The 17414-nt window shown below is 60.8% G+C and carries 14 protein-coding genes, 2 tRNA genes and 3 rRNA genes; 10 read left to right on the top strand and 9 right to left on the bottom strand.

Features of this window, described 5'->3' with window-relative positions; all coding sequences use genetic code 11:
- Nucleotides 1-8: 8 nt before the first annotated feature.
- The 9 genes from SynRS9909_RS12070 (at nt 9) to SynRS9909_RS12030 (ending at nt 9949) form a co-directional block, all read left to right on the top strand.
- Entirely contained in the window at nt 9-1736 is a 1728-nt protein-coding gene (locus tag SynRS9909_RS12070) for a TolC family protein (protein WP_007101461.1), read from the top strand.
- Nucleotides 1737-1742: 6 nt separating this feature from the next.
- A complete protein-coding gene (locus tag SynRS9909_RS12065; protein ID WP_007101462.1) occupies nt 1743-2546 on the top strand; it encodes an inositol monophosphatase family protein in 804 nt (267 codons plus the stop codon).
- Nucleotides 2547-3179: 633 nt separating this feature from the next.
- Nucleotides 3180-4664 (top strand): 16S ribosomal RNA (locus SynRS9909_RS12060).
- A 185-nt stretch (nt 4665-4849) separates the two neighbouring features.
- Nucleotides 4850-4923: transfer RNA gene (locus tag SynRS9909_RS12055), tRNA-Ile, on the top strand.
- 9 nt (nt 4924-4932) lie between these two features.
- Nucleotides 4933-5005, top strand: a tRNA-Ala gene (locus tag SynRS9909_RS12050).
- A gap of 445 nt (nt 5006-5450) precedes the next feature.
- Nucleotides 5451-8316: ribosomal RNA gene (locus SynRS9909_RS12045) — 23S ribosomal RNA — on the top strand.
- A gap of 108 nt (nt 8317-8424) precedes the next feature.
- Nucleotides 8425-8541, top strand: a 5S ribosomal RNA gene (gene rrf, locus SynRS9909_RS12040).
- The 16S, 23S and 5S rRNA genes sit together here with 2 tRNA genes alongside, the layout of an rRNA operon.
- Nucleotides 8542-8677: 136 nt before the next feature.
- Nucleotides 8678-9583, top strand: coding sequence for a YihY/virulence factor BrkB family protein (locus SynRS9909_RS12035; protein ID WP_038001825.1), 906 nt, complete (start codon nt 8678-8680; stop codon nt 9581-9583).
- A 33-nt stretch (nt 9584-9616) separates the two neighbouring features.
- On the top strand, nt 9617-9949 hold the full coding sequence (locus SynRS9909_RS12030; RefSeq protein ID WP_007101464.1) for a hypothetical protein: 333 nt from the start codon (nt 9617-9619) through the stop codon (nt 9947-9949).
- Nucleotides 9950-9981: 32 nt separating this feature from the next.
- On the opposite strand, the gene SynRS9909_RS12025 is transcribed toward SynRS9909_RS12030, so the two are convergent.
- The 8 genes from SynRS9909_RS12025 to SynRS9909_RS11990 form a co-directional block, all read right to left on the bottom strand.
- A complete protein-coding gene (locus SynRS9909_RS12025; RefSeq protein WP_007101465.1) occupies nt 9982-10350 on the bottom strand; it encodes a DUF2834 domain-containing protein in 369 nt (122 codons plus the stop codon).
- Complete coding sequence (xseB, locus tag SynRS9909_RS12020) at nt 10347-10652, bottom strand: exodeoxyribonuclease VII small subunit (RefSeq protein WP_007101466.1); 306 nt, start codon at nt 10650-10652, stop codon at nt 10347-10349. Before xseB ends, SynRS9909_RS12025 begins: the two co-directional genes overlap by 4 nt.
- A 5-nt stretch (nt 10653-10657) precedes the next feature.
- Nucleotides 10658-11815: an exodeoxyribonuclease VII large subunit gene (xseA, locus tag SynRS9909_RS12015; protein ID WP_007101467.1), complete on the bottom strand. Its 1158-nt coding sequence runs from the start codon at nt 11813-11815 to the stop codon at nt 10658-10660.
- Nucleotides 11805-11981, bottom strand: a complete 177-nt coding sequence (locus tag SynRS9909_RS12010) for a hypothetical protein (protein WP_007101468.1) — start codon at nt 11979-11981, stop codon at nt 11805-11807. The genes xseA and SynRS9909_RS12010 overlap by 11 nt, the downstream gene beginning before the upstream one ends.
- Before the next feature lie 99 nt (nt 11982-12080).
- Entirely contained in the window at nt 12081-12227 is a 147-nt protein-coding gene (locus tag SynRS9909_RS12005; RefSeq protein ID WP_007101469.1) for a chlorophyll a/b-binding protein, read from the bottom strand.
- Nucleotides 12228-12332: 105 nt separating this feature from the next.
- Nucleotides 12333-14915, bottom strand: coding sequence for an ATP-dependent helicase HrpB (gene hrpB / locus SynRS9909_RS12000; protein WP_007101470.1), 2583 nt, complete (start codon nt 14913-14915; stop codon nt 12333-12335).
- A 229-nt stretch (nt 14916-15144) separates the two neighbouring features.
- Complete coding sequence (locus tag SynRS9909_RS11995) at nt 15145-15528, bottom strand: hypothetical protein (protein WP_038001057.1); 384 nt, start codon at nt 15526-15528, stop codon at nt 15145-15147.
- A 61-nt stretch (nt 15529-15589) separates the two neighbouring features.
- Nucleotides 15590-15835, bottom strand: a complete 246-nt coding sequence (locus tag SynRS9909_RS11990; RefSeq protein ID WP_007101473.1) for a DUF2973 domain-containing protein — start codon at nt 15833-15835, stop codon at nt 15590-15592.
- 144 nt (nt 15836-15979) lie between these two features.
- Between SynRS9909_RS11990 and SynRS9909_RS11985 the strand changes: the two genes are divergently transcribed.
- Nucleotides 15980-17116, top strand: coding sequence for a trypsin-like peptidase domain-containing protein (locus SynRS9909_RS11985; protein WP_050752485.1), 1137 nt, complete (start codon nt 15980-15982; stop codon nt 17114-17116).
- Here the strand turns inward: SynRS9909_RS11985 and SynRS9909_RS11980 are convergent.
- Entirely contained in the window at nt 17113-17298 is a 186-nt protein-coding gene (locus tag SynRS9909_RS11980; RefSeq protein WP_007101475.1) for a hypothetical protein, read from the bottom strand. The genes SynRS9909_RS11985 and SynRS9909_RS11980 overlap by 4 nt on opposite strands.
- Between the last annotated feature and the right edge of the window lie 116 nt (nt 17299-17414).

Below are 17414 nucleotides of genomic sequence, written 5' to 3'. Positions count from 1 at the left end.
TTGTTGCCGTGCGCCGGTCTGCTGCCAGCTGTCTCCTCCTTGCAGGCGTTGTCGCTGCTGGCGTTCCCCTGCAGGTGCGCGCTCAGGCTGAACCGGCTGAAGCTGCAGCCGGTTCGGAAGCGGCCCAGGCCGGCGCCCTGATCGATCAATCCACCCTGCCCACGGCGATCGAGCTCAAGGGCAGCCGCCCCCAGGCTGATCCTTCCGTGCTGGCGCCTGCGGCCACCACCCTTCCCGGCGATCTGGCGCCGCTGCAGGCTCCCCCCAATCTCGCCCTCCCCGACACGCCCGCCCAGGTGCGCATCCGTGAGCTCCGTCCGCTCACGCTGCAGCAGGCCGAGCGGCTGATGGAGGTCAACAACCCCAGCCTCAAGGCGGTCAAGAGTCAAGTGGAGCAGGCGAAGTCCCAGCTGCGTGCTGCCATTTCCTCCTGGTATCCCACGGTCAACCTTTCAGCGAATGGTCTTCCCCAGTATTTCGCTGGTGAGCGTCAGGATTTCGGATCCAATCGCTTCATCAATCCCACCACAGGCCTTCAGGAGGAGGATGGTCAGCTCACCAACAGCAGCCAGTGGACGGCGAATTTTGCTGCTCAGGTGCAGTGGAACCTGATCGATCCGGCTCGGGTGCCCCAGATCGCCGCCGCGCGCGACAATTTTGAAAAGGCCCGCGACACTTACCTGATCACGCTGCGGGAACTGCGACTTCAGGCCGCGACGGCCTATTTCGAGCTCCAGCGTGCCGACGAGCAGGTGCGCATCGGTCAGCAGTCGGTGCGAGCCTCCTTGGTGAGCCTTAAAGATGCCCGCGCCCGCTTTCAGGCCGGGGTGGCCACCAAGCTGGAGGTGCTCGAGGCCGAGACCCAGCTCGCTCGCGACCAGCAGGTGCTCACCAACGGCTTAGGCCGTCAGAGCCAGGCCCGCCGTGCCCTCGCTGCCCTGCTCGATCTCCCTCAGGACATCAGCCCCACCGCTGCCATGCCCGCCCGGGTGATCGGCATCTGGCAGCCCTCCCTTCAGGAGAGCGTGGTGGCCGCCTATGCCTTCCGCGAAGAGCTGGATCGCATCATCCTCGACATCTCGATCAGTAACAGCAATGCCAATGCTGCCCTTGCTGCGGTGCAACCGATCCTCTCGATTTACAACACATTCCAGACCGGTCGCTACTCCGGTGAAACCAACGCCATCCCACCGGTGGAAACCGATTACTATGGCTGGAATCTTGATAATGCCGTCGGACTTTCCGCCACCTGGAACATCTTTGATGGCGGCCGTGCCCGAGCTGAGTATCGCCGCAACAAGCAGAGAGCTCAGGAGAACGAGTTCAACTTCGCTGCTGAGCGCGACCGCATCCGGAATGAGGTCGAAGACAGTTATTATGACTTGCGTACGGCTAATCAAGACATCTACACCACATCGCGTGAGGTTCTCTCTTCGAGGGAGTCGCTGCGATTGGCTCGCCTGCGCTTCCAGGCTGGTGTGACCACCCAAAGGGAAGTGGTGGATACCCAGCGGGATCTCACCCAGGCCCAGGTGCGCTATGCCGATGCCATCCTTCTTTACAACAACAGCATCGCTCAATTGCGCCGGCGCACCGGCCTGGATCAGGTGGAAGCCTGTCAGGTGAATCAGCTTCCCGCTGAAAGGCCCGCTGAAGACGATACCTACGTGGTGCCGATCGAGCCATCACCGAATCGCCCCGCCTGCATCGCCTCCCAGGTCGCCGCTCAGGGATAAAGCGGCGTGGTGGCCTCTCCGCTCACTGCCCAGCAGCTGAATGGCGTCCATCAGCTCCTGGATCGGGTCGCTGAACGTCAACGCCAGGATTTCGGCCACATCGTTTCGGATGTCAAGCCCGACGGCACCCTGATCACGGCCTGTGATCGCTGGAGCGACGCCACGATCGTGGCGGGCTTGGCGTCTCTGGCCCCCGGGGAAGGGGTGCTGAGTGAGGAGGGGGTGAAATCGGTTCCTGAGAGTCCGGCCTATTGGGTGGTCGATCCCCTGGATGGCACCACCAACTTCGCCGCCGGCATTCCCTATTGGGCCATTTCCGTCGCCCGTTGTGTGGACGGGCAGCCGATGGAGGCTTTTCTGGAGGTGCCATCCCTTCGGCAGCGGATTGTTGCCATTCGCGGCAAGGGTGCCTGGCGCAACGGCAAACGCCTCACGCCCCAGACCCGCCTGGCGGCTGACAGCGCCTGTGTGTCGCTCTGCAGTCGGGCGATCCGTGTGTTGCAGCACCGCCCCGACCATCCGTTCCCCGGGAAGATCCGGTTGCTCGGCGTTGCCAGCCTCAATCTGCTCAGTGTGGCGATGGGCCAAACCGTGGCCGCGCTCGAAGCGACGCCCAAGATCTGGGATCTGGCGGCGGCCTGGTTGGTGTTGGCGGAACTGGAGTGCCCCCTGCGCTGGTTGGCGGCGAATCCGGGCGATCTGCGGCCGGGGATGGACCTGGCTGAAACGGATTTCCCCGTGCTGGCGGCCGCGTCGTCTCAACAGCTCGATCGCCTGATGCCTTGGGGTGAGGCGCTTTTGGGCCGCTGAGACCAAGCCAGTTGGCTGCCCTCTTGGGGGTGAGGTTGCGTGTGTGGTGGTTGATGGGTTATGGTTTTGGACTGCGCGGGGGGCTGAGGCCTGAAGCGCAGCCGAGAGGCGGAGGAAGCGAGAGCTGCTTGCGTCAATCGGTGCTTACGAGACCGAGAGGAGCGATCCGCCGGTGTTGTAAGTTTCACAAGCGGTCGCGAGAGACCGCACCGCCCACCGCTCCTGAGGAGGGAGCGCGACGGCAGAACCTGGACAATCAAAAAGTTTAGGAACTGACGCTTTCATTGCGTCTGATCCGCGAGAGGAGCTGAGAGGCTTGTCTGTGTGGATGAGATGAGAAGCGATGAAGGTGTGAGGTCCCGTCAAACATTTTATGTTGCGTTGAAGTCATTCGCTGCAACAGGGAAGTTTTCACGAGCTTCTGTGTTGCCGGTGTGCGAAATGATGGAGCGACAAACCGGATCTGAGATTCTGGAAAGTCACGAGGGAGAGATTCTAAGTGCACTCTTTGAACCCTTCTATCAAAAGAAGGAGGCTTCAACTGCGATTGTGCATTTTAGTGCATGATTGTGGGTGATGCAAATCATTTTGAGTGTGTTGCTCGAGAGAGCAGGACGCAAGAGGAAATGATCTACAACGGAGAGTTTGATCCTGGCTCAGGATGAACGCTGGCGGCGTGCTTAACACATGCAAGTCGAACGAACCTTCGGGTTAGTGGCGGACGGGTGAGTAACGCGTGAGAATCTGCCCTCAGGAGGGGGACAACAGCTGGAAACGGCTGCTAATACCCCATATGCCGCGAGGTGAAATGAAATTCGCCTGAGGATGAGCTCGCGTCTGATTAGCTAGTTGGTGGGGTAAGAGCCTACCAAGGCATCGATCAGTAGCTGGTCTGAGAGGATGATCAGCCACACTGGGACTGAGACACGGCCCAGACTCCTACGGGAGGCAGCAGTGGGGAATTTTCCGCAATGGGCGAAAGCCTGACGGAGCAACGCCGCGTGAGGGATGAAGGCCTCTGGGCTGTAAACCTCTTTTCTCAAGGAAGAAGAACTGACGGTACTTGAGGAATAAGCCACGGCTAATTCCGTGCCAGCAGCCGCGGTAATACGGGAGTGGCAAGCGTTATCCGGAATTATTGGGCGTAAAGCGTCCGCAGGCGGCCCTTCAAGTCTGCTGTTAAAAAGTGGAGCTTAACTCCATCGTGGCAGTGGAAACTGTTGGGCTAGAGTGTGGTAGGGGCAGAGGGAATTCCCGGTGTAGCGGTGAAATGCGTAGATATCGGGAAGAACACCAGTGGCGAAGGCGCTCTGCTGGGCCATAACTGACGCTCATGGACGAAAGCCAGGGGAGCGAAAGGGATTAGATACCCCTGTAGTCCTGGCCGTAAACGATGAACACTAGGTGTCGGGGGAATCGACCCCCTCGGTGTCGTAGCCAACGCGTTAAGTGTTCCGCCTGGGGAGTACGCACGCAAGTGTGAAACTCAAAGGAATTGACGGGGGCCCGCACAAGCGGTGGAGTATGTGGTTTAATTCGATGCAACGCGAAGAACCTTACCAGGGTTTGACATCCTGCGAATCTCCTGGAAACGGGAGAGTGCCTTCGGGAACGCAGTGACAGGTGGTGCATGGCTGTCGTCAGCTCGTGTCGTGAGATGTTGGGTTAAGTCCCGCAACGAGCGCAACCCACGTCTTTAGTTGCCAGCATTCAGTTGGGCACTCTAGAGAGACCGCCGGTGATAAACCGGAGGAAGGTGTGGATGACGTCAAGTCATCATGCCCCTTACATCCTGGGCTACACACGTACTACAATGCTACGGACAAAGGGCAGCAAACTCGCGAGAGCTAGCAAATCCCATAAACCGTAGCTCAGTTCAGATCGTAGGCTGCAACTCGCCTACGTGAAGGAGGAATCGCTAGTAATCGCAGGTCAGCATACTGCGGTGAATACGTTCCCGGGCCTTGTACACACCGCCCGTCACACCATGGAAGTTGGCCACGCCCGAAGCCGTTACTCCAACCCTTGTGGAGGAGGACGTCGAAGGTGGGGCTGATGACTGGGGTGAAGTCGTAACAAGGTAGCCGTACCGGAAGGTGCGGCTGGATCACCTCCTAACAGGGAGACACACAATGATTTTGATGCCTGAGTATTTTTATTCTTAGGTCAAAATCCTGTCACCTTAGGTCGATCGGTACCTCAGCTTTGAGTTCATCAAATTTGTAGCAATACAAGTGAGGATGGAATCAATTTTTAGTTCCTAAACTTTGTCTAGGTCACACCCCAAAAGGGATGAGACTCCTGGGCCATTAGCTCAGGTGGTTAGAGCGCACCCCTGATAAGGGTGAGGTCCCTGGTTCAAGTCCAGGATGGCCCATTCGGTGTTGGGGGTTTAGCTCAGTTGGTAGAGCGCCTGCTTTGCAAGCAGGATGTCAGGAGTTCGAGTCTCCTAACCTCCACTGACCGAACGTGATCCCCAGCTTCTTGATTTTAGGAGTTGAGTGATTTTGGCGTGTGATTTGGATGTGTCCGCTGGCGACCCCAGCTTCCTGTCATTCTGAGATTCAATGATGAATTGAATTTTAGTTGATAAGATGCTGGGCTCGGATCAAGTGTCAACGTTATCGCGAGATAGCTTTGATGATTTGATTTGATGTCTGGCAGAACCTTGACAACTGCATAGGTGAGTCTGGAAAGAATAAAGCATCTCATGGATGATGCATTCTTTCAGCCTTGTGACCCGCAAGGGTGGCAATGAAGAGAGGATGTGAATTCTAGAGCAAGAGCCGAGACTCCATGATGTTCTTCTGCTTGTGTCGAGCAAGTGGGAGTTTGATTGTTGATTCAGTGATGAATCAGCGAGAATCTGTTTTCAACAACAGCAAGCATGATGGAGATTAATTTGGTCAAGCTACAAAGGGCTCACGGTGGATACCTTGGCACACAGAGGCGATGAAGGACGTGGTTACCTGCGATAAGTCTCGGGGAGCTGGAAACACGCTTTGATCCGGGAATTTCCGAATGGGGCAACCCCTAGAACGGCTACCTGAATCCATAGGGTAGCGCGAGCCAACCCAGCGAACTGAAACATCTTAGTAGCTGGAGGAAAGGAAAGTAAAAACGACTCCCTCAGTAGCGGCGAGCGAACGGGGAAGAGCCTAAACCGATGGTTTCGACCATCGGGGTTGTGGGACAGCAACGTGGACCAACAAACCTAGAAGAAGCGTTTGAATGGCGCGCCACAGAGGGTGAAAGCCCCGTATTCGAAAGGAGCGTTGGCCTAGCTGTATCCCGAGTAGCACGGAGCACGTGAAATTCCGTGTGAATCCGCGAGGACCACCTCGTAAGGCTAAGTACTCCTGTGTGACCGATAGCGAAACAGTACCGCGAGGGAAAGGTGAAAAGAACCCCGGGAGGGGAGTGAAATAGAACATGAAACCGTGAGCTTACAAGCAATGGGAGCCCGACTGATCGGGTGACCGTGTGCCTGTTGAAGAATGAGCCGGCGACTTATAGGCACTGGCGGGTTAAACCGGAAATGGTGGAGCCATAGCGAAAGCGAGTCTGAATAGGGCGTTTGTCAGTGTTTATAGACCCGAACCCGGGTGATCTAACCATGGCCAGGATGAAGCTTGGGTGATACCAAGTGGAGGTCCGAACCGACTGATGTTGAAAAATCAGCGGATGAGCTGTGGTTAGGGGTGAAATGCCAATCGAACCCGGAGCTAGCTGGTTCTCCCCGAAATACGTTGAGGCGTAGCGTCTCGTGCTCCAGCAGGGGGGTAAAGCCACCATTTCGGTGCGGGCTGCGAGAGCGGTACCAAATCGAGATGAACTCTGAATACCCTGTGTGTAGCGAGGCAGTCAGACTGTGGGGGATAAGCTCCATGGTCGAGAGGGAAACAGCCCAGACCGCCAGCTAAGGTCCCCAAATCAACGCTAAGTGATAAAGGAGGTGGGATTGCCCAGACAACCAGGAGGTTTGCCTAGAAGCAGCCATCCTCAAAGGAGTGCGTAATAGCTCACTGGTCGAGCGATCCTGCGCCGAAAATGAACGGGGCTAAGCGTTGTACCGAAGCTGCGGATTTATGGTAGGGGAGCGTTCCATGTGGGGTGAAGCGTTAGCGTGAGCGGGCGTGGACTGCATGGAAGTGAGAATGTCGGCTTGAGTAGCGAAAACATGGGTGAGAATCCCATGCACCGAAACCCTAAGGGTTCCTCCGGCAGGCTCGTCCGCGGAGGGTTAGTCTGGACCTAAGGCGAGGCCGAAAGGCGTAGTCGATGGATAACAGGTCAACATTCCTGTACCGGTTATGTTTTGGGAAGAGGGACGGAGAAGGCTAGCCAAGCCAGATGTTGGTTACTGGTTCAAGCGTTCGAGGCGTTGAGGATCGGCGAAAACGATCCGAGCTGAGGCGTGAGTACGAGCTGCTACGGCAGCGAAGTTGGTGACGTCATGCTTCCAAGAAAAGCTCTATACCCGTTAAGGCATAACTGCCAGTACCCGAAACCGACACAGGTGGGGTGGTAGAGAATACCGAGGTGCGCGAGGTAACTCTCTCTAAGGAACTCGGCAAAATGGCCCCGTAACTTCGGGAGAAGGGGTGCCAGCGCGAGCTGGTCGCAGTGAAGAGTCCCAGGCGACTGTTTACCAAAAACACAGGTCTCCGCTAAGTCGCAAGACGATGTATGGGGGCTGACGCCTGCCCAGTGCCGGAAGGTTAAGGAAGCCGGTCAGCGTAAGCGAAGCTGGCGACTGAAGCCCCGGTGAACGGCGGCCGTAACTATAACGGTCCTAAGGTAGCGAAATTCCTTGTCGGGTAAGTTCCGACCCGCACGAAAGGCGTAACGATCTGGGAGCTGTCTCGGAGAGAGGCTCGGCGAAATAGAATTGTCTGTGAAGATGCGGACTACATACACCCGGACAGAAAGACCCTATGAAGCTTTACTGTAGCTTGGTATTGTGCCCGGGCTCTGAATGCGCAGGATAGGTGGGAGACGTTGATTGAGTGCTTGTGGGTGCTCAGGAGTCAATGGTGAGATACCACTCTTTCAGAGCTAGGGTTCTAACGTTCACCCGTTATCCGGGGAGCGGACAGTATCAGGTGGGCAGTTTGACTGGGGCGGTCGCCTCCTAAAAGGTAACGGAGGCGCGCAAAGGTTTGCTCAGGCTGGTTGGAAATCAGCCGACGAGTGCAAAAGCAGAAGCAAGCTTGACTGTGAGACCTACAAGTCGAACAGGGACGAAAGTCGGCTTTAGTGATCCGACGGTTCTGAGTGGAAGGGCCGTCGCTCAACGGATAAAAGTTACTCTAGGGATAACAGGCTGATCTCCCCCAAGAGTTCACATCGACGGGGAGGTTTGGCACCTCGATGTCGGCTCATCGCAACCTGGGGCTGAAGTCGGTCCCAAGGGTTGGGCTGTTCGCCCATTAAAGCGGTACGCGAGCTGGGTTCAGAACGTCGTGAGACAGTTCGGTCCATATCCGGTGTATGCGTAGGAACATTGAGAGGATTTCTCCCTAGTACGAGAGGACCGGGAGGAACGCACCTCTGGTGTACCAGTTATCGTGCCAACGGTAAACGCTGGGTAGCCATGTGCGGAGTGGATAACCGCTGAAAGCATCTAAGTGGGAAGCCCACCTCAAGATGAGTGTTCCCATGGGGTAACCCAGTAAGGTCACGGGAAGAACACCCGTTGATAGGCTCTACGTGGAAGTCCAGTAATGGATGCAGCGGAGGAGTACTAATAGACCGAGGGCTTGACCAAACCATTGGTTCTTGCCTGAGAGACTTTCAATTCAATTCAGATGACGCAACGTTTGTTGCGAGAGCCTATGCAGTTCTCAGGGTTTACTCCCTAGAGAATTGAAACTATCCTGGTGTCCATGGCGCTGTGGTCCCACTCCGATCCATCTCGAACTCGGTTGTGAAACGCAGCAGCGGCGACGATATTTGGGGGGTAGCCCCCTGAGAAAATAGCTCGATGCCAGGTAAAACAATTCTCACTTCAACGCAACTGGATCGGAGCATTCCATCCTGTTGCGCAAAAAGCCACCCCGTGCGGGTGGCTTTTTTGTTGCCGGCAGCTGCGAACGCTACCGTTGGAGGGTGGTGACGATTCAGAGTTGATGCGTCGGTGGCTTGCCTGGAAGCGAGTTGTGCGTTCGCTGTGGCAAGCCTATGTGCGCTGGGCGGAATGCGACTGCGTCGATCTCAGTGCAGCATTTGCGTATTACACGCTCCAATCGATCTTCCCTCTCCTGCTGATTGTCCTGGCAGTCACGTCCTGGTTTTTGGGGCGACAAGAGGGGTTGGATCAGCAGATTGTTGATTACACCGCTGGAGTCTTGCCGCCCATGGCGGTCGGTATTGTCCAGACCACTCTCGAGAAGCTGATCAAGCAAGGGTTCGGTGCTGGTCTTTTGGGTGCCGGTGTTCTGTTGGTGACGGCGGGAAATGTGTACCTCACGCTTCAGCGTGGCGCCGACAGAATCTGGCTTGATTACTATCCAGATGCAGCCCCGGAGGCTACTTGGCGTCAGCAGGTGATTCAGTTCCTGCGGGTGCGTTTGGAGGCGTTCTTTTTGGTGATTCTGATTGGTCTATTGATCGTTCTTGATCAGATCAGCGCCAATCTGCGCATGATTCCCGCCACGGCGTTGCATCGCTCGCTGGAGGGGTTGCCCTGGCTGGATCAGGCGCTCCGGAGCATTCCTGTGCTCTCGTTTGGTCAGTTTGTCGTGCCCTGTTTGGGCTTTGCTGGCATGGCCTTGCTGTTGCAGTTTTTTCTGCCCAGTCGCCGGGTTCCTTTGCGCCCCTTGATTCCAGGTTCTTTTTTGATCGGTGTGTTGCTCACGGTGCTCAATCTCGCTGTGAGCCGAAGCATCCTTTCGCTTGGTTCCCGTTATCAGGCCTATGGGGTGATTGGCAGCGTGCTCGTGCTCACACTCTGGGTGTGGACGGTGGGCGTGGTGATTTATTTCGGTCAATGCTGGAGCGTGGTTCTGGCAAAACAGCGCTTGAAGCGCTTCTGATCGGCCACACTGAGGATTGCGCTGCGTCGGTTTGTGCTTCGCCCCACTCCCCTGGTCTGGATTCTCGTTTTTGTGCTGTTGCTGCTCCCCAGCCCGGCCGGGCGTGCCCTTCTGGATGTGGTCGGTGGTGTGGTGTTGTTTCTTCTGGCGTTGCCTCTGATCCTCGGTGGTTTGGGTTGGCTTGGTTGGACCCTGCTCCAGCGGCGCATGGTGGCTTGCCCTTCCTGCGGGACGATGAGCTTCTCTCCTGGGGAGCACTGTCGTGTCTGTGGCGCTGAACTCTCAACATCGGCGTCGGTGGAGCCTGACTCGGCTCCGGCGAGTGCGATGACCGTGGATGTGCAGGCGGAAGATGTGGAGGGTTGAAGCCGAGTTTGCACAGGCTCACCGCTTGCTGGTCATTGCTGGGGTTCTGGCTCCAGTTCGCTCAGGCGTCGTTCGCGCAGATACAGGAACAGCGGTCCTCCGCAGGCAAAGGAGACCGAGACACAGGCAAGCAGACAGATCCACCATCCCCTCACCTGGAGCCGTTTGGCTTCGGCAAGGATCCAGATGGTGAAGGCGCTGGCCGCAATCAGGAGATCTCGACTGAGGGAGCGGGCCGCTGGATTGATCGCGGCATCCTGAATGAAGGCCAGAAGGTCGAATCCACCTGGATGGGTTTGGATGAACTCAAGATTGGCCTGCCACGGCAGGATGGCTCCGGCCAGCGCGAGCAGGAGGTAGATCCAGCGGCGGATGGAGCTTTGCCGTTGAGTCGATGTCATGCGGTTGCGTCTGCTGGGTCTTTCGCCGCCATGGTGTCACTGTCAAGCTCCAGCACGGATTGCTCAAGCTGGCTTAGCAGGGCGTGACAGTGCTCGAGATAGATCTGCCCGCGGCGATGGGCCCGCTCCAGCTCCGCCAGGGGGATGTCGTCGTTCTGGAGATGGCTCAGAAGAAGATCCGCTGCCTGCAGGGCCTCTTCGTAGGAGAGCTTGGCCACATCCTGCCGCCACTGGGCATTCTCCTGCTCCCTTGGGTCCGGCGAGGGGTCTGAGTTGGCTGATTTGGCAGAGCGGCGTGGCATCGGTTTCAGGCGGAGCGATCGCTTGCATGAATGGCGGTCGCCTGTACGTCGACGCGACCATCGTTGAGGCGGACGATCAGGGACTCGCCCGGCTCAACCTCATGCACGCTGCGCAGGACCTCTCCAGACGGGCGTTCCAGCATCGCAAAACCTCGCGCCAGCCAGCGACTCGGGGCCAGGGCGGCGAGCAACTGCAGGCGCTGTTCGAGGCGGTCGCGCCTTCGTTGCAGCACGATCCTGGGATGGTGCTGGAGCCACTGCTGCTGGCGGTGTTCCAGCTGTTGGCGCTCCCGTAGCAACACCCAGTGGCGTTGATCGCGCCAGCGGCGTTGGCGCAGTGTCACGTCTTCGAGGGCCTGGCTGCGGCAGGGCAACAGTCGAACGATGGCGGCCGTTGGCGTGGCGGCGCGATGATCCGCCACCAGATCCGCCACCGTGAGGTCGTCTTCGTGGCCGATGCCGGTGACGAGGGGGACCGGACTCTGGGCCAGCAGACGACATAAGGCGTCGTCATCAAACACCATCAGATCCTCGCGGCTTCCCCCGCCACGGGCGAGCACGATCGCCTTGATGCCAAGGCGGGAGCTGGCGGCATACAGCCGTGTGAGCACCTCCCTGATCCGCCCTGCCACCTCTCCTTGCACCGGAATCGCCAGCACCAACACCTCGGCGAGGGGCCAGCGTTCCCTCGCTGTGCGCAGCATGTCGGCCAGGGCTGAGCTGGGGACGCTGGTGAGCAGGGCGATCCGGCTTGGATAGGCCGGCAGGGGGCGACGTCGGGCAGGGTCGATCACGCCCTCCTGTTCCAGCTGCGCCCGCACCGCTTCAAAGCGGCGCTGCACGGTGCTCAGGCTGGGGCGGATGTCGAGCACCTGCACCGCCAGGCTGGCGCGTGTCGCCCAGAAATTGAGCTTGCCCACCACGCGAACGCCTTCGCCATCACCGGGCACATAGGCCAGCTGACGCAGTTTGGAGGCCCAGGCCACGGCGCTGATGCTGGCGTCACCATCGGTGAGGGTCATCCAGAGATGCCCTTTCTTCACCTGGGGCCGCGACACTGTGGCGTCCACGAGAAACCGTGGCGCAAAGCCCCGTTCCAGCAGGGATCCGATCGAGCTGTTCAGCTCCTGAACCGTATAGGTGGGTGGTGCGTCAGCGCTCAAGATGTCGGTAAGCCAGGCCCCAGCTCAGGCAGAGGACGCTGAAGAGAAGGGTGAAGATCAGTCCGGGAGGGGACTGGATCTGGGTGGCGCAGATCGCCAGGGCCACCAGGGCGCTGCTGAGCAGGCGGGCTCCATCGCGGCGATTGTTGGCAAAGAGAGGTGGCAAGGGTCAGGCTCGATTGCGTCACTCTCGCGCAGAGGGGTCGGCCATAAAAAAGCCCCGCCATCGGGCAGGGCTTGGGCAGTCGCCCAGCGTTGGCAGGCTTCAGCCGAGGCCGATCTGGCTGAGGATGCCCTGACCGGTGAGCAGTTCGGTGCCCAGGCCGATCACGAAGCCGAGCATGGCCAAGCGGCCGTTCCAGGTTTCAGCGAAGTTGACGAAGCCGAAGCGGGGTTGAGCGTTGTCGGACATGGGATTGGAGTGGCTCCAGGACCCGCTCAATGTAACAAACAATTGAAATGCCTTGACTGTTGCGAGCGAGACATTGTGGCCGGTTCGCGGTTCGGATCTCCGCCCTCAGCTCGGATCGCCGCGTTGGTGGCGTTGGGGCCGGGTGCTGGCGACGGCCGTGAGCGGGTCTTCCGGCCAGGGATGTTTCGGGTAACGGCCACGCATCTCCCGTCGCACATCACGGTAACTGCCGCGCCAGAACCCCTCGAGATCCTGGGTGCGTTGCAGGGGGCGACCCGCAGGTGACAGGAGCTCCAGCGTGACCGGAATCCGATCGCCCAGCACCCTCGGCCCCTGACGACAGCCAAACATCTCCTGCAGTTTCACGGCCAGGCAGACCTCGCCCTCGCGGTACTGCAGATGGGCCCGGCGACCGGAGGGGATGGTGATCGCCTCCGGGAGGTGGTGATCGAGGCTCTGGCGCAGCTCCCAGGGCAGGTCTCCCCAGAGGGCGTGGATCAACTCCGATTCCTGAACGCTGTGCCAGCTGTGATGGCCCTGCAGGCAGGCGGTCAGCCAGGCCGCCGGATGGGCTGCCAGGTGCTTCCACGAGCGCAGGGGCCAGGGGGAGCCGCTGTGTTGCTGCATCAGGTCCAGGCGTTTCTGCAGCTGTTCACTGCGTGGCCCCCAGGGCAGAACCTGCAGGCCGTCGCTCTGGAGGCGCTCCAGCAACAGGGCGACGGCCTGGTGATCATCGGCTTGACAGGGTTGGGGTGTGCCGATCGTGAGGGCCCCGAGCCGCCAGCAGCGTTCGCCGCGCACCCGTTGCTGCTCCGGATCCCAGCGCACCGACTCCTGCCAGCTCCCTTCGCGTTGCGCCAGCTGGTCCAGCCAGCGCATCGGCAGTGGCAAGGCGAGGCGGATCCGGGCATCAGCCCCATCCAGATCGAGCCGCGCCACCGCCAGCGCCTGCGCCTGATGCAGGGGATCGTGGGCCGGCAGCTGGGCGCCTCGGCCCTGCCGCAGCAGGTAGCGGCCTGGCTGGCCGGGGCGCGGCAGGGCGATCCATCCCGGGAAGGCGGTAGCCAGCAGCAAGGCGGCCAGCTCCTCCCGGCTGGAGGTGTCAGGGGTGTCGCCCCAACGCTCCAGCGGCCCGCTGCTCAGGAGGGGGGGCAGGGCATCCAGCTGGCGCAGCAGTTGGTGGCTGAGCTTGCGGACCGCGCTCTGGCGCTCCCCGTTGCGGTCGGTGAGCCAGTGCAGGCGGGCGCCGAGATCGCTGCCGTGGTCCTGGGGGTTCAGGGGATCGCGTTCGCTGAGAAGGGCTGCCAGGTCGGCTCCCAGAGGACTGCAGTGCCAGTGACGGGCCTGCAGCAGCGCCAGGCCCAGGCGAGGATGGGTTCCCAGCCGGGCGAGCTGACGGCCGAGGGGGCTGCAGAGGCCGTTGGCCTCCAGGACGCCCAGGTCGATCAGCTGTTGGCGTCCCTCGCGCAGGGCGGGGGCTGGTGGTGGATCCAGCCAGGTCAGGTTGTCCCCCAGGCCGGCTCCCCACAGCGCCAGGTCCAGCACCAGGGGCTGGGGATCGGTGCGCAGCAGCTCCGGTGGATCCTGTGCCGGTCGGCGCTGCTGTTCAGCTGGTGACCAGAGCTGCACGCACCGGCCCGGAGCCTGTCGGCCGGCCCGCCCGCGTCGCTGCTCGGCGCTGGCCAGGCTGGCGGGCACCGTTTCCAGGCCTTCCATGCCGGTGCCGGGGTCGTAGCGGCTGCGGCGGCTGAGGCCGCTGTCGATCACCAGCCTCACGCCGTTGAGGGTCAGGGAACTTTCGGCGATCGACGTAGCCAGAACGATCCTTCCGGCCCACCGTGATGGGCAGGGACGCAAGGCTGCGGCCTGGCGCTCGAGTGACTGTTGGCCATGGAGGCTGCAGACCTCCCAGTGCTCCAGGCTGGAGCTGGTGTCGATCAGCCTGCGGCATTGCTCGATCTCCCGCAGCCCCGGCAGAAACACGAGCACGGTTGGGGCGCCCAGGCCGGCTGGGGGCTGGCTGTCGAGCAGGGGCAGGGCATGGGTCTCCAGGGCCCGAAGCACCGTGCGGTTGAGCGGTTCCTGTGGCCGGGGGGGCAGGTGATGGGTGTCGACGGGGTAGGCGCGGCCCTCGCTGGAGAGCAGTGTGGCGTTGGGCAGGCGGCCTGCGAGGGCACCCAGATCCAGGGTGGCCGACATCAACACCAGACGCAGATCCGGTCGCACCAGGTCGCGGGCATCGCGCACCAGGGCCAGGGCCAGGTCGCTGTCGCGACCGCGCTCATGGAACTCATCAAAAACCACGCAGTCGATGCCCTCCAGCTCCGGATCGGCCTGAAGGCGACGAAGAAACAGCCCTGCGGTGACCACTTCCACCCTGGTGCGGCTGGAGCGCTTCTGTTCGTGGCGCACGGCGTAGCCGATGCGTTCGCCGACCGGTTCCCCCAGGTGATCGGCCAGGCGCGCGGCCGCAGCTCTGGTGGCCAACCGTCGTGGTTCGAGCATCACAAGGCTGCCCTCCAGGCCGGCGATACCTGGAATGGCACCCAGTAAGGCCAGGGGAACCCTGGTGGTTTTGCCTGCACCGGGAGGGGCTTGGAGCAGAACGGTGGCGCCCTCTGGCAACGCCTGCCGGAGCTCTGGCAGCAGGGGGTCAATCGGCAGGGGTGCCGTTGGCGGTGCTGGCAAGACGACTCAGATCAGGACGACTCAGCTGAACAGATTCAGCAAGCCCAAGAGAAGGATGCTGCTCAGGGCGCCCATGGCGGCGAGCAGTCGGACCAGGGGGCCGAGGGAGTGACGAAGGGTGGCCATGAAGAAAACCTTAAAGGCCGAACTCTTTTCGGTCTAGCCCTGCCTGAGCGATTCCGCTGTTGTGCTTTGTACGCCTTCACAACTCAGTGCACGCCTTTACATCTCAGCGCACGTGCCGAGCGCCATCCACCGGGTGGTACTCCTCGCCGGTCAATTCTTCGTAGACGATCGCCGGCAGGCCCGTCTCAAACATGGTCTGGAGCGCCTCTTTCAGATAGGGATTCCAGCCACCCGTGCTCACGTCGCCGTGGCGCACCGTCCAGTCCCAGGTGCCCTGAAGATCCCTTGGAATGCGACCTTCCCGATCACGTCGTGCCACGAGGTCGAGGGATTCCACCAGCCCCACCTGGATCGGCTGCTTGCCGTAGGCCGGGGTGAGACTCAGTTCCAGCCGGACCGGATCTTCCTTGAGCAAGCGCAGCCGGAAGCGGGGGGGCAGTTTCACCGACTTGATCACCGCTGCAACGATCCGTGTCCGTTGATCCAACTGGGCATCCCCCTGAAGAGTCCTACCGGCGCCGTTCACAGGCGACCATCCCCAACCTTATTCAGTCGGGGTTCTCGGTCGATTCCTGATCAGCGCTGAAACGCACGGTCAGCAGTTCTTCCTCGGTCAGTCGGCCCTCCTGGTCAAGGAGCTCCGGGTGCACCGTGATCTGACCGGTCCGATCGCTAGACGGGCGGTTGGTGGGTTGTCGGGCCGCCCCAAAGCCCTGGCCCATCACCCGAAACGCCTGCCAGAGCAGGCCGATGAAGACGGCGCCGTAGATGAGAGGGAACAGGCTGTTCAGCATGACTCACGTCGGCTGACACCATCATCGCCGTTGTTTCGCCTCGCAGTGGACGCATTCGGTCATGGCTTGGTCGGAGATTGCGACTGTGTTGCGCGGGGTTCTCTGACTACGTTCAGACCATTGTGTTGGTCGCCGTTGCAGGGCATGTCCCGATCCGTCACCGCTTCCTTGCTCTGGGCCACTGCCGCGGTGGCATCGCTGCCGCTGGGCTTGACAGCGCCGCCCCCAGCGCAGGCGGCCGCCGCATCGGCACGGGCCCTGTCGGCCCAGTCGTTTGTCTCAGCCGCTGTGCAGCGCAGTGGTCCTGCTGTGGTGACGCTCGACACCCAGCGCACCGTGACCTCGGGCGCCGTGGGCGGCCTGCCTGGCGGGCTTCGGCTCGATCCCTTTCTGCAGCGCTTCTTCGGATTGCAGCAGGTCCCCATCGCACCGCGCTCCCGGGTGGAGCGGGGACAGGGCAGTGGGGTCATCTTCGATGCCTCCGGCCTGGTGCTCACCAATGCCCATGTGGTCGAGAAGGCTGATCAGGTGATGGTGGGTCTCCCGGATGGGCGTCGGGTCGCCGGGCGGGTGCTCGGCCAGGACACTCTCACCGATTTGGCGGTGGTGCGGCTGGCCGACAGCGGTCCATGGCCCACCGCTCCGCTCGGGGATTCCGATCGGCTCCAGGTGGGCGACTGGGCGATCGCGGTCGGCAACCCCTTCGGCCTGGAGAACACGGTGACCCTGGGCATCGTCAGCAATCTCAATCGCAATGTGTCCCAGCTCGGCATTTCCGGGAAGCGCCTGGATCTGATCCAGACCGATGCTGCGATCAACCCCGGCAACTCCGGCGGGCCCCTGCTCAATGCTGATGGCGAGGTGGTGGGGATCAACACCCTGGTGCGCTCCGGCCCCGGGGCGGGCCTGGGTTTCGCGATTCCGATCAACCGGGCCCGTGCCATCGCGCGTCAGCTGGCTGAGCAGGGGCGGGCCAGTCATCCGATGGTGGGGATCGGCCTGTCCTCGGTGCCCGCGCCCCGGCCCGGCGCCCCGGCACCCCCAGGAGCCGTGGTGCGTTCATTGGTGCCTGGAGGACCAGCGGCCCGGGCCGGCGTTCAGGTGGATGATGTGATTGTGGCGATCGGGGGTGCGGAGGTGCCTAGCCCCGCCGCTGTCGTCAGTGCGATCGACCGGCATGGCGTAGGCCGTCCCCTCAGCCTCAAGGTGTTGCGTGCCGGTCAGCCGATCAGCCTGTCCATCACCCCCGTGGACATGAGTGCGTTGCCAGCAACGCCTTAGCTGTCTGCGTCCCGTAACTGTTCGACGCAGCGGGTGATGCACTCACCATCATCCAAAGAGCAGGTGGTGATGCACTCGAAATAGGTTTCCACCGCATCCCAGGTCTGTTCATGCTGGGCTTCTGAGCCATGGGCGGCGCTGGTTGCAGTCATGCCGGCATGGATCTGGGGCGTGGATGTCATGGCTGGCTGGAATCAGTGATGTCAGCCTATGCACACCGTTTGGCTCGGTAAAGAGAAATGAGTCTTCCTGCCTAACCATCTGTGAAGTTTCGTCTTGCGCCCAGGGGGAGTGGCTG

It is taken from the genome of Synechococcus sp. RS9909 (genome assembly GCF_014279595.1).
In the GTDB taxonomy this organism is placed as follows: Bacteria; Cyanobacteriota; Cyanobacteriia; order PCC-6307; family Cyanobiaceae; genus Synechococcus_C.
This window is presented reverse-complemented; position numbering and strand designations above follow the sequence as displayed.